13 protein-coding genes are annotated in these 12,945 nt (G+C 41.2%); 7 read left to right on the forward strand and 6 right to left on the reverse strand.

The features are described from left to right. Positions 1-61: 61 nt before the first annotated feature. Positions 62-2,779, forward strand: coding sequence for a calcium-translocating P-type ATPase, SERCA-type (locus JOD45_RS01420; RefSeq protein WP_205002057.1), 2,718 nt, complete (start codon positions 62-64; stop codon positions 2,777-2,779). 52 nt (positions 2,780-2,831) lie between these two features. Here the strand turns inward: JOD45_RS01420 and JOD45_RS01425 are convergent, their stop codons facing one another. Next, entirely contained in the window at positions 2,832-3,011 is a 180-nt protein-coding gene (locus JOD45_RS01425) for a hypothetical protein (RefSeq protein WP_205002058.1), read from the reverse strand. 235 nt (positions 3,012-3,246) lie between these two features. Between JOD45_RS01425 and JOD45_RS01430 the strand changes: the two genes are divergently transcribed. After that, positions 3,247-3,534 (forward strand): hypothetical protein, encoded by a 288-nt coding sequence (locus JOD45_RS01430; RefSeq protein ID WP_205002059.1) that lies wholly within the window; start codon positions 3,247-3,249, stop codon positions 3,532-3,534. A 185-nt stretch (positions 3,535-3,719) separates the two neighbouring features. On the opposite strand, the gene JOD45_RS01435 is transcribed toward JOD45_RS01430, so the two are convergent. Further along, positions 3,720-3,914, reverse strand: coding sequence for a hypothetical protein (locus JOD45_RS01435; protein WP_205002060.1), 195 nt, complete (start codon positions 3,912-3,914; stop codon positions 3,720-3,722). A gap of 369 nt (positions 3,915-4,283) precedes the next feature. Between JOD45_RS01435 and JOD45_RS01440 the strand changes: the two genes are divergently transcribed. Then, positions 4,284-4,886 (forward strand): lysozyme family protein, encoded by a 603-nt coding sequence (locus JOD45_RS01440; protein WP_205002061.1) that lies wholly within the window; start codon positions 4,284-4,286, stop codon positions 4,884-4,886. A 31-nt stretch (positions 4,887-4,917) separates the two neighbouring features. Here the strand turns inward: JOD45_RS01440 and JOD45_RS01445 are convergent, their stop codons facing one another. After that, a complete protein-coding gene (locus JOD45_RS01445; protein WP_239548987.1) occupies positions 4,918-5,511 on the reverse strand; it encodes a YitT family protein in 594 nt (197 codons plus the stop codon). Positions 5,512-5,687: 176 nt separating this feature from the next. On the opposite strand from JOD45_RS01445, the gene JOD45_RS01450 reads away from it, so the two are divergent. Further along, entirely contained in the window at positions 5,688-6,995 is a 1,308-nt protein-coding gene (locus JOD45_RS01450) for a hemolysin family protein (RefSeq protein ID WP_205002062.1), read from the forward strand. A 144-nt stretch (positions 6,996-7,139) separates the two neighbouring features. Beyond that, positions 7,140-8,342: a 3-hydroxybutyrate oligomer hydrolase family protein gene (locus JOD45_RS01455; RefSeq protein ID WP_205002063.1), complete on the forward strand. Its 1,203-nt coding sequence runs from the start codon at positions 7,140-7,142 to the stop codon at positions 8,340-8,342. Positions 8,343-8,395: 53 nt separating this feature from the next. On the opposite strand, the gene JOD45_RS01460 is transcribed toward JOD45_RS01455, so the two are convergent. The 3 genes from JOD45_RS01460 to JOD45_RS01470 all read right to left on the reverse strand — a co-directional run bounded on the left by JOD45_RS01460 (position 8,396) and on the right by JOD45_RS01470 (position 10,435). Further along, positions 8,396-8,512, reverse strand: coding sequence for a YjcZ family sporulation protein (locus JOD45_RS01460; protein ID WP_205002064.1), 117 nt, complete (start codon positions 8,510-8,512; stop codon positions 8,396-8,398). Positions 8,513-8,787: 275 nt separating this feature from the next. After that, complete coding sequence (locus JOD45_RS01465) at positions 8,788-9,393, reverse strand: nucleotidyltransferase family protein (protein WP_205002065.1); 606 nt, start codon at positions 9,391-9,393, stop codon at positions 8,788-8,790. Further along, positions 9,386-10,435 (reverse strand): XdhC family protein, encoded by a 1,050-nt coding sequence (locus JOD45_RS01470; protein WP_205002066.1) that lies wholly within the window; start codon positions 10,433-10,435, stop codon positions 9,386-9,388. The genes JOD45_RS01465 and JOD45_RS01470 overlap by 8 nt, the downstream gene beginning before the upstream one ends. Positions 10,436-10,850: 415 nt before the next feature. Here JOD45_RS01470 and JOD45_RS01475 point away from each other — a divergent pair, with 415 nt between their 5' ends. Both JOD45_RS01475 and JOD45_RS01480 read left to right on the forward strand, forming a co-directional pair. Continuing rightward, positions 10,851-11,300 carry a hypothetical protein gene (locus JOD45_RS01475; protein WP_205002067.1) on the forward strand — a complete coding sequence of 150 codons (450 nt, stop codon included), beginning with the start codon at positions 10,851-10,853 and terminating at the stop codon, positions 11,298-11,300. Between the two features lie 420 nt (positions 11,301-11,720). Further along, positions 11,721-12,884, forward strand: a complete 1,164-nt coding sequence (locus JOD45_RS01480; protein ID WP_239549010.1) for an SGNH/GDSL hydrolase family protein — start codon at positions 11,721-11,723, stop codon at positions 12,882-12,884. The last annotated feature ends 61 nt before the right edge of the window (positions 12,885-12,945 follow it).

Below are 12,945 nucleotides of genomic sequence, written 5' to 3' on the forward strand. Positions count from 1 at the left end.
GATTTTGAATTTGCCTACATATAATCTGATAGTACAAAAAGTTAACTTGTGAGGTGAGAGAATGAACTGGTACGAGCTTTCACATGAGGAAGTCGAAAAAAAGACAAACAGCCATATTAATAAAGGTTTGTCAAAAGAAGAGTGTGAAAGAAGGATACATCGTGACGGCCATAATCAGTTAAGAGAAGGAAAAAAAACACCAGCCTTTCTTATGTTTTTCTCCCAGTTTAAAGATTTTATGGTCCTTGTTCTATTAGCGGCTACGGTGCTGTCGGCACTGCTTGGCGAATTCTTGGATGCGACAGCCATTATTATCATCGTTATGATCAATGGCATACTTGGATTTATCCAGGAGATAAAAGCAGAGAAGTCGCTTGCCGCACTACGGGAATTATCGGCTCCAACGGCAAATGTGCTGCGGGATGGTTCATGGCAGTCAATTTCAGCCAAGGATATCGTTGTTGGTGATGTTGTCAAGGTCACAAGCGGGGACAGAGTCAGTGCGGATATGAGATTCATTTCAACCAAAGGGCTGTATATTGAAGAATCGGCGCTGACAGGCGAATCGGTTCCTGTTCAAAAAACATCAGCATCTATAAAAGGAAAAGATCTTCCGCTTGGTGATCAAGAGAATATGGCATTTATGGGGACAATGGTTACACAAGGCAGCGGAATAGGCATTGTCACCGGTACTGGAATGAACACAGAAATGGGAAAGATCGCTCACTTAATCCAAAGTGCTGAAACGCTGATGACACCGCTTCAATTAAAGCTAGAGCAGCTTGGAAAGATTTTGATTATCATTTCCCTCGCGTTGACAGTGTTAGTTGTCGGCATCGGGGTGTATGAAGGACATAACCTTTATAAGATGGTATTATCAGGTGTATCTCTTGCCGTTGCGGCTATTCCTGAAGGGCTGCCGGCCATTGTAACCATTGCTTTGGCGCTCGGTGTACAAAAAATGATTAAGCGCCGGGCAATTGTCAGGAAGCTGCCGTCGGTTGAAACGCTCGGCTGTACAACGGTTATTTGTTCAGATAAGACTGGAACGCTGACGCAAAATAAAATGACAGTCACCCATTTGTGGACCGGCGGGCATACATGGCAGGTTACAGGGAGCGGCTATAAAGCTAAAGGCGAGTTTATTAAAGATAACAAGCAAGTAAAAGTTGAAAAAGAGGAGACGCTGATGCAGCTGTTATCCTATGGTGTTCTCTGCAACAATGCCGAACTGATAACAAAAGAAGGCGAAGAGGAATACACTTTAAATGGCGATCCGACAGAAGGCGCGCTTCTAATCAGCGGACTCAAAGCCGGCTTAGCCAAAGAAAATTTATTAAAACAAGCCGATATTATTGAAGAATTTCCTTTTGATTCTTCTAGGAAGATGATGAGCATTATTGTCAGAACAAAAACAGGAGAAAAATTTGTTGTGACCAAAGGCGCGCCGGATGTTTTGCTCAATAAGTGCGACTTCATTGTATGGGACAAGCAGCGCCAGCTCATCAAGAAACAACATACTGAAAAAGTAAAAGAAGCGATCACAAACCTTGGAAGACAAGCGCTTCGTACCATCGCAATTGCTTATAAACCTATCAAAAACTCCCAAGAAATTTCTAATGCCGGACAAGCCGAAAGCCGGCTGACATTCATCGGTCTGCAAGGCATGATCGATCCGCCAAGACCTGAAGTCAGGGAAAGCATCAGAGACTGTCAGAAGGCTGGCATTAAAACGGTTATGATCACTGGGGATCACGCCATCACAGCAAGCGCCATCGCAAGACAATTAAACATTTTGCCGCACAACGGCGAAGTGATTGAAGGTTCTGCATTATCCAAAATGACTGAGAGTGAACTTGTCAGCAAGGCGGAAAATATTTACGTCTATGCACGTGTATCACCTGAGCATAAGCTGAAAATTGTTAAGGCTCTGCAGAAAAGGGGGCATGTTGTAGCGATGACCGGAGACGGCGTCAATGACGCACCGGCCATTAAATCGGCGAATATCGGCATAGCAATGGGGAATACTGGGACAGATGTTGCCAAGGAAGCTTCATCATTGGTATTAAGCGATGATAATTTTGCAACGATCCGTGCGGCTATTGAAGAAGGAAGAAATATATATGAGAATATCAGGAAGTTTATCCGCTACTTGCTCGCTTCCAACACAGGGGAAATTCTAGTGATGCTGTTTGCCATGCTGCTTTCTCTGCCGCTGCCGCTTCTGCCGATCCAGATCCTTTGGGTCAATCTCGTTACTGATGGATTGCCGGCCATGGCCCTTGGAGTTGACCAAGCAGAAGACGATGTGATGACAAGAAAACCAAGAAAATCTGACGAAGGCGTCTTTTCGCGAGGGCTCGGCTGGAAAATTATTTCACGCGGCTTTTTAATCGGGTTAGTCACCATTGGCGCTTTTTGGGTATCGCTCCAGCAATATCCTGATCAATTAGCCAAAGCACAGACAATAGCCTTTTCTACTTTGGTTTTGGCGCAATTAATCCATGTATTTGACTGCCGAAGCGAGCGTTCGGTGCTCCATAGAAATCCGTTTGAAAATGTATACCTTGTACTGGCAGTTCTATCATCGATATTGCTGACAATTGTCGTGATTTACATTCCTGTTCTTCAGCCGGTGTTTCACACAGTACCGTTAAATTTGCGTGATTGGCTTCTTATTATAGGCATGGCGGCTATTCCAACATTTTCTTTATCAGGGTTTCAAGTGTTTAAAGAAAGAAAGAAAAGCTGGGGAGCCAGTCCTTACTCAAAAATATAGCTGAAAACAGCTCTGCTGCCATATAAAGGCTCAGAGCTGTTTTTTTAAAAAATTAGGAGTATTGGTTTTGCTGATTATTTTGGTTCATTCCTGCAAGCTGCTGCATTTGTTGTCCTGCATTTTGATTGTTTCTCAGACTGTAGTAAGTGGCAGCGCCTGTACCAATAGCGGCAAGTAAAGGAAGAAAAATGTTTCCTGCGTTGTTTCTCTGTTGCTGACCTTGTTGCGGCATAAAGCTTCTCTCCTTTCTAATGGTACAACATTAGTATGGATCAGTTGGATTCGATTATGCGAAAAGCTTGAAAACAAAATGCCAAAGCATAAAAGGCTGGGAGTATGGCGATATATAGAATAATGGTCAATATTGACGGAAATAATAAAGTAAAGACGAGAATCGGCAATCCTTCTTTGCGTATGCTCTGGCAAAAGACGAATCACCGCTAAGCTAAAAAACAGGGAATGATCTTATGAAAAAAGGAAATGTATGTCTGTTTATTGCTGTAGTTCTCATGGTGCTGGCGATTGCAACGAATCCGACGAGAAGTGAATATATAAGCTGGCTAAAGGACAAGGCGATAGAGTCCCCGCATACCCGGCTTGATAAAGGAATTGTGACTTTAGTAGGCGAAAAAGCTCTTAACACAAAGACGACAACTAAGGATTATGGGTTATTTACCGTATATGTGACGTCCACCAAAAAAGATTCAATGGTTGCGCTGGGGGTATTTAACCATTTTATACCGATCGATATGTAATAAAGCGTTACTGGAAGCCTTTTGTCAACTAGGGAGAAATTTTAATAAAAGTTTTCCCTATAAATGATTTTTACTGGGAACAACAAACAACAGTCAAGACCTTGAACTAAGACAAGATAATTTAATTAAAAGAACCCGATTTCTTTTTCCATTAAGAGAAGTCGGGTTTTGTCGTATTTTAATGTTTATTTTTTATTTTTAATTAAACACTGTGTGCCATCTATCCACCCCTTTTTATATATTGAAACTAATTGTTTGAATATGAAATCTCTTTGAGTATAATTTAATGGGTAACGTTCTAAGATATCTTCAATAAGCATTTTTTCTTCATAAATCTTTAATAGAATTTCTTTTTCAGCGTCTGTCAAGCCATTTTCCATATAAAATCCCCTTTTTATATGTCCAAGTTCACTTGTTTCTTTCTTATATTAATATTTCGAAAATATAATTTGGTAAAGTGTGGGTATTAAGATTAATATACTTGAAGATTGCATGCATAACAAGAGTCCTTCAAAAACCTGCACTAAAAATCGGACTTAGGTCTTATAAATTTTCGTCATAACATCTGATAACTGATGGTTGTTTTTGTCTTAAAATAGTGAAAGGAAAACAATCTGATCATATAATGGCAAACGAGGATGCGTGAGTTTTTTGCTTGAAAATAGGTTAGCTTTTTAGTTTATCATCGAAAGAGAATATATTTACATGATAGAGAGATTAAAAGATTTTTTGGGAGAGACATGAAGGCTATGTGGAAAACGGTTAAAGCATCTCTGGCAATTGTCATCCTTTTATTCGTCGCATTAACTGCTCTGATCTTGATGAATCATTCCGATGAAAAAACGTCCGTAAAGAATAGCGGACCATTTGCAGATGTTAAGAGATATCAGCCATTAATCAAAGAAGAATTGGCAAAATATCGCCTTGAAAAATATACAAATGTCCTTCTGGCTTTAATGCATCAGGAAAGCCGGGGGGAAGGCGGGGATCCGATGCAGGCATCTGAATCGGCGGGCCTGTCTCCAAATGAGATTAAAAATCCAAAACAAAGCATTGAAAAAGGCGTCAAGCACTTTCGGAGAATGCTGATTTACGGGGAGCAAAACCACGTGGATTTCCCCACCGTCATCCAAGCATATAATATGGGCGCCGGCTATATTGATTTTGTAAAGAAACATGGTGGAAAACATACCGAACAATTGGCTAAAGAATTTTCGATCATCCAAGTTCGAAAAGAGCCAAAAGTCTATAATTGCGGCGGAAATAAAGACAATTTTCGCTACCCATACTGTTACGGAGATTTCACCTACAGTACAAAGGTTGAAGAACACATTAAATCTTTATCCACTTAACGGCAATCATCGGTGAAGGAGGCGCTCGGTTTTAGAAAAACGCTTTGCCCGCAGCGCCCTCTTTTGTCAAGCAGACGGTCATAAGGGCAACAAGCAAGATGACAACAGCAGAATAAAAGAAATTGACACCAATAATCTTGTGTCCGGTCAGCAAAATGACGCTGTCAAAAATGAGAATAATTCCTCCCACATTAAGAGACAGCTTTTCTGCGATAAATTGTGAAAGCAGATCAAGGCCGCCGGTGCTGCAATTTTTTCTGAGCATAAGCCCTGCGCCGATGCCGACAAGACATCCGCCAATGACAGCGGCAAAGTAAGCAGGCATATGGAAAAAAGATTTTACAGGAGAGAACAAATCCATAAAGAAAGATGATATTAATAAGCCGTGGATACCATTGAAAAAGAAATGCCGATTGTAAAACCAAGCAAAAATATAGATAGGCAGACTAAGCAAGATAATAGTCAGGCCAACTTTAAAGCCCCAAATATATTTGAAAATGAGCCCAATCCCAATGATCCCGCCGTCAAGTAAATGATTGGGCACTAAAAAGCCATCTATGCCTAAAGAAAGAAATAGGCTTCCTAATATCATTGAAACGAATTTGTCCGCCATCAGATCACCCATTGTACAAGCTTTATTAAATCTTATGATTAAAATGAATCAAACATGAATAAGTTCTGTTTCATGTTTTGCAAATGCCGCGTTTACTTTAAAAATAAATTAAAGTAATGTAGAATAAGATATAAAAAAGGAAAGTTCAACGGAGGTGAAACCCTTACACACTCGTGTAGGGGGCTTATTTGGACATAGTTGGTATATTTACTGTCATTATCTTAATTATTTTATCGGCTTTCTTTGTCGCTGCTGAATTTTCAATAGTTAAAGTCAGATCGACGAAACTTGATCAGCTGGCTGCATCAGGCAGTAAAAGGGCAAAAGCAGCGAAACAGATAGTCAATCAATTAGATGAATTTTTATCAGCGGCCCAATTAGGGATTACCATTATTTCATTAGTTTTAGGGTGGGTCGGCGAACCGGTTATTTCTCATTTGCTTAAGCCTGCGATTGAATTTTTCAATCTGGGCGAAACCGCATCGAGGTCGGTATCCGCAATTATCAGTTTTATCATTATTACGTTTCTGAGTGTCGTTTTAGGGGAATTAGCGCCTAAGAGCATCGCCATCCAAAAGGCGGAAAAAATTACGCTTATGCTGGCTATTCCTCTCATATGGTTTAATCGAATTGCATTTCCATTTATTTGGCTTCTTAACAGCGCTGCCCGTATTGTGACGCGGCTCTTCGGGTTTAAGCCTGCTTCTGAGCAGGAAAATGCGCATTCCGAGGAAGAATTGCGGCTCATTCTGTCCGAGAGTTTTAAAGGCGGGGAAATTAATAAGGTAGAACTTCAATATATGAACCGCATTTTCGACTTTGACGAAAAAATGACGAAAGAAATTATGGTGCCCAGAACAGAAATTGCTTGTTTATATATAGATGATACAATGGAGGATAACATTCAAGTCTTAAAAAATGAAAAATATACAAGGTTCCCTGTAGCTGAGGGAGATAAAGACCGGATTATCGGCATGATTAATATAAAAGATATCTTCGAGGATTTTTTGAATCAAGAGGTTCATTCTCTTGATAAATATATTCGGCCGATCGTCTCGGTGCTTGAAACGACCCCGGTCCGCGAACTGTTGGTAAAAATGCAAAAAGAAAACATTCATATGGCTGTGGTTGTCGACGAGTACGGAGGCACGGCGGGATTAATCACTGCTGAGGATATTATCGAAGAGATTGTCGGAGATATTCGTGATGAATATGATATAGATGAAGAACCGGAGATACAGGAAGTCAATGATGATACCGTTATTCTTGACGGGAAGGTTCTTATTTCTGAAGTTAACCGGCTGTTAAATATTAATATTGAAGAAGATGACCTTGATACAATCGGCGGTTGGATTTTATCTGAAAAGCTGGAAGCTGAAGAGGGGACGACTGTCAATTATGCTGGTTATCAATTTAAGGTCATAGAATCTGATCTTCACAGCATAAAAAGAATTGAAGTGAAAAAAATACAAGAACATGAACATCAAAGGGGATAGCACCGTCTTATGGCGGTGTTTTTTTGTATGCAATGCAAGAGGAAGATGCAGAAGTTTATTGGCACAAATGTTATTTGATGTTTTGATTATCGGTGTTTAGAGGTATATTGTAATATAAAAATTTTTTATGCGGAGGGGAGCATTGTGTCAGCCAATCATGATTTTCGAACGGTACAGGATCTTACAACCAAAGGAATCGGGGTTCACTCTGATGCTGCGTCACTGGTTTTGAAATGTCCGCGAATTGAAAAAAAGGTTCCGGGAAAAGAATGGACAGGTCAAATAGGCCAGTCTCAAGCAGTTATTAGACTGCCGGACAAGGAAATTTGGAATGGAAAGCTTATCATTGCCGCAACACCAGCGGTGCGAAATGAGTTTTCGATGGATTTATTGCTCAGCGATATTGTTTTGCAAAAGGGTTACGCTTTTGCCGCTTGCGACAAAGGAACGCCAAGGCTGGTGCTTAGAAACCCGAAAAGGCAAATAACAGAATGGAAAGAGCATTATTATCAATTGACATTAAAAGCTCAGGAAATGCTGGAGTCTGTATATGGTGGAAAGGCTATGTATACATATATAGCCGGTGTCAGCAACGGCGGGTATATAACAAGAATCATGCTTGAACGTTATCCTGAATTATTTGCCGGAGGTGTCGAATGGTCCGGTGTGTTTTGGCACCCTGACAGCCGGCATTTGCTGACCTGTCTGCCGGTGTATGTTCAAGAATACCCGATTTATGCCAATTGGCGCGGGGATCATACTGATCGTGAACGTATTATGGCATACGGAAAGTTATTGGAGGCGGGTTTGCATCCAGACTCTGAACCGTATTGGCATCAGTACTTTAAAACTTATTGGGTTTATTCGCTTTGGTTGTACGGCAGAAATCTTGACTCGGATTGGGAACCTTTCCAAAAAGAATGGCATAATGATTGGCTCCGTGATCCTTCACCGCTTCTGTATCCTTTTCAAGCGAGAGCGGACATACTTCAGCAGCATATCGAAAAATTCGCTAATACCGGGCATTTAACTAAACCATTATTATCTGTAGCCGGCAATTGGGATTGTTTGATTACTTATATTCATCATGCAAAAGCCTATGAACACTTAGTCAAACAAGCAGGCTTTGCTGAAAACCATCGGCTTTATGAAATTCCGCGGGGGAATCATGTTGATGGCTTATTAAAAACAAACCAAGGGTCACAGCAAACGGTGCATCCATACTTTGAGGCTGCTGTTAATCATTTGGAAAAATGGGTGGAAAAAGATACTTTGCCGCCTGAATCCGGCTCATATGAAACCATTGAGTCATTTGCCCCCATCGGCTGCAGTCTATTCACAGGATAAATCAAAAACCTAAAATTAAATGGCGCTTTTAAGAGCGCCACTTATTTTATCACTTACCAGCACCATGCAGCACCTACAATAATCAACAATATAAAGAGGACAACGATGAGGGCAAAACCGCCGCCGTATCCAAAGCCGCCGCCGTATCCTCCGCAGCCGCAGTAACCCATGAACATTCACCACCTTTGAAGATTTACTATATATTATGGAAATCATGTTTTTTTGTAAAGGACAAATAATGATTTTGCTTAAAAATGAGGGGTGATTTTCATTTAAATAAAGGGCTTTTTAAATAGTGTTTGGCGGCAAAGGCACTTTTCGGGGTTGGCTTATTGCCAAGATAGAAAAAAGAAAATATGAAACTTTTGGGATTTCCCGCGATTAACATCACTGCGGCCGTTTCTATTCTAAAACGCACGAACCGCAGATTCATCTGTTTTTAAGGCTAGGGGCGAATATTTTTCAATTTTACCAGATCTTCCGGTGTATCTACGTCTGCTCCCCAATACGGATTCTTAAAGTTGACAATCAGCAGTTTATCATTGTGGTTTGACACAATTGATCGGCCGCCTTCATCTCCATTGATTTGATGAAACGCTTTAAATAGCCGGGAATCGAATAAAACAGGGTGCCCAAGCATGCCATTATAATTTGGCCGTATGATCTGAATGCCTTGGTTTCGTGCACTTTTGTACTGTTTGATCAATTCGCTGATCACTTCTCCGGGAACAAGCGGCTGATCGGCCAAGAAAATCATGGCTCCATCTACACGTCCTGTTACTTTAGCAATCCCCAATTTTAAGGATGATGCCATTCCTTTTGAATACTCAGGATTATCAATGACCTGTACCATCGGCAAATCGCAAGTAAGTTGCCTTAACGCATTGACCCGCTCTCCTCCTACCAGGACTATCGGCTGTAAGGCGGATTGTACAGCTGTTTCCACAGCATAACGGAATAGCGGCTTTCCATTAAAATCTGCTAATAATTTTGGGAAACCCATACGCCTAGACATTCCCGCCGCTAGAATAATTGCCCCTATGCTAGCCATGAATTTTCTTTTTGCCGTGTAGAGAGGCGCCCTTTCTATTATTTCTGACGGAGAGCAATTCGGAAACGATGCTGATTGCCACTTCGTCAATCGTCTCGGCTCCAAGATCCAAACCGACTGGCGAATGAATCGGACCGCTAGTGAAGGTGCAGCCCATCATATCAAGCATTTCTTTCGTTCTCGCCATTGGGCCGAGGACACCAATATAATATGGATCGCTTTGCAGTGCGAGCTGCAGGGCAGATCGGTCTCGTTCGAAATGATGATTCATAATGACCCACCATGATTGAGCAACGTCTCTTGAGTGAAGTTCTGCAGGCTCACTAACCGCATGAGCAGCCGATGGAAACCTTTTGGCATTGTTCCAATACTCTCTAGGATCGACAACGATGACGGAAAATCCAACCTTTGACGCTAACGCGGCAACAGGCTGGGCATCCGGACCTGCGCCGGCAACAATTAAACGTTCGTTTGGCCGAAGCACATCAATGACGAACCGGTGGTTTTCTATTTCTATAATCTTCGCTCTAGTCTGATGGCTCATCTCATGAATGGCTTGTTTATACACGGCATCAGGCAATATTTTCGCTTCTCCGCAGCACGCCCCATCCTTTCCAATTAACGCATGCCATCCCTTTGAGACCTCCATAACGAGGGAAACCGTTCGTCCTGATTGTAAAATTTGTCGTGTTGTACGCCAAAAAGGTTCATCCTTAGTGACTGGGAGTATGAATATTTCAAGCGTCCCTTTACATCCAATGCCTAGACTCCAGATTTCATTATCGCTCAAGTCGTATTTAATGACCGCAGGTTTTTTTTCACGAATCGCTTTTTGTACCCAGACTAACAGATCATTTTCTAAACACCCTCCGCTTATTGTGCCGTACATGTACCCGTTCATTGTCATCATCATCTTTGTTCCCGGCTGTCTGTACGCGGATCCGCGAACATCAATGACCGTCAGCAAAGCAGTCTCCTCTCCGCGATCCCAGGCCTGTTGCATTTGTCCCAGTATGTCGATAAACTCTTGCGATCGTGACAAAAAATTTCCCCTCCATTTCATGGAAACTAAAAAACATTGACTTAGTCTATAACTATGATAAGGGGCAACAAAGTAATATCCGACATGCCAAAACACCCCTATTAAATGGTCAGAATGTTTTGCGCATATCCGAGCCTCACAGAAAACAGCAAATGGAACAGAGGGCAGGGGACTATGCATCAACCTATACAATCGTTCGGGACTGATGGGCACATTCGTCATTTGAATTGGTAAAAGAGGTAAAGCATCAACTGCCGCATTGTCAGTGCCGCAGGCGGAGAGATTGCGGGTATGGTTATGGCCAATACTGATGAAATCCGATTTTATAATTTAATGATTTGGACCTGCTCCGTTAACAGCCTATTATCATATATTAACCAGTGAATTGGGTTCAAACTAATGAGGAGGTCATGATATGGAAAATATCCCTATCAGTGATGGAGCAGACTATGGATTTGACAATTCATATGGAAATGATTCTGGCAATATAGCCGGTTATCCGCCTTCGTTCGGCAATGTACCGAGTTATCCAGATTACGGTTATCCGAATGACTTTGGGAGTGTCAGCCGATATGACAATGAATATGGAAACATGAATAATTTGAATGAATACGGTTATGTGAGCGATGGTCCTTCATATGGGGTAAATCCATCTAATCAAACCATGCCGCAGGAGGCGGTCAACCCAGGAGATACAAGAGCGTATCCATTTTATTACCCATGGTATGGCCTTGGGTATGGAGGTTATGGCGGATATGGCGGTTACTGGCGGCCAAGGCCATGGTACGGCGGTTACTGGCGCCCAAGGCCATGGTACGGCGGTTACTGGCGCCCAAGACCTTGGTATGGCGGCTATTGGTATTAAAAGAAAAAAGAACATTTGAACCTTTCCTTGCGAAAAAAAGGCATCAGCCGATAAGATACGGCTGATGCCTTTTTTCGGGATTAAAAGGGGGGTGTTATTTAATGTTTCGGTTAATTAAAGAGCAGTGTGGGGGTTTAAATTTGATGGATTCTATTTTAAAAAAAGCCGGACAGATCTATTTAAATTCTTGCAGCGAATATTTATAATAGGACATGCCGTGTTACAGTTTTGTTGCAAATTGTGAATTTTTCTTTGCTAAATTAATCAATTATCATGGTCATTTGGACTAAATGGGATTATAATGAGTATTTAAATGGTATTAATTAATGCGTGTGGCACAAATGAAATTGAGCAAAATAATTTATGTAATTGAAGTTCCAGTAAATATGGAATAAGATGTGTGGTGGTATCGTGAAAGTAATGAAAAAGATCGGTTTGCCCCTAGTCTTTGTATTTGTTGTCGTCATTATTACTGGTTTTATACAGTCGGCTTACTATAGTCCTGTTGAATCATCGGACAATGTTTCAACACATTATAATACTGAACAGAAACCGATGCTTATTTTAGCAGGAATTGACAGCCTGACAAACGGCCCGATTTATCATAAAGAAAAAAGCCGTTATCTTGATGACTTTATTCCAAGGATGCATAAGTATTTCGGAGACGGCGGACCGGGTTATGTTCCGTTTGACAGTATTTATTTTAAGCAGGAACATGGAGAGTTCCACTTTTCTAACGGCATGAAGCAAATTAATGATTTGCCGCCCGGACAATATCCGTCACAATACAGCCTTGATTTGAAAGGCATGTATACGACCGGAGGCTGGCTAAATTGGATGACAGTTAAGTTTCCGAAAAAGTGGCATTGGACTTATGGTAAAATTTTCTATTTGAAACAGCCTCATGGCGGACATTTTAATGTTGGATACAAACAAAGCGATAAAGCGCTGTCTGTAAATACAAACAGCCCAAAATTGGGTCTGGGGGTTATCCATCTTCCGAAAAACATCTATAACGGACAATTGGAGTTTTCTCATATTAATGGAAAGGTTGCGATCTTTGGGGGAGAATTCTTAAATAAAAAAGGCGTTGCAGTCAGCCGAATCGGCCAAGGCGGCGACCGTTTAGCCTGGCATGCGTTAATTGACAATCGTATGATGGATGAATGGCTGAAACAGCTCGACCCTGAACTTTTAATGTTAAATGCAGGCATGAATGATCGGCGTTTTTTAAGTGCAGACCGGTATCGTAAGGATTTAACAAATTATCTTGATCCTTATATTAAAGAAAAAACCGAAATATTATTAATCGGCCCTAACGCTATTCTTGGTGATAATACGCGGCTGGACCAATATAGAAAGGTATTAAGGCAATACGCAGACCAGCATCATACAGGCTATATATCTAACCAGAGTGCGCTTGGCTATTCTTACTTGGAAGCACAGAGCAAAAATTTAATGGGGGACAGGATTCATCCAAACGCGCTTGGAAGTAAAATCATCAGTAAGCATTTGTTTAATTATTTAATGAGCAATAATCAATTTGCTTCGTTATTTAATAATAAAGATTCTCAGACCAGGTGATATAGCCTGGTTTCTTTTTATCTGCGTTATGTAAATGTGTTTATTCCCATTTTGCCCGATG

The organism is Scopulibacillus daqui (genome assembly GCF_016908855.1).
In the GTDB taxonomy this organism is placed as follows: Bacteria; Bacillota; Bacilli; order Bacillales; family Sporolactobacillaceae; genus Scopulibacillus_A; species Scopulibacillus_A daqui.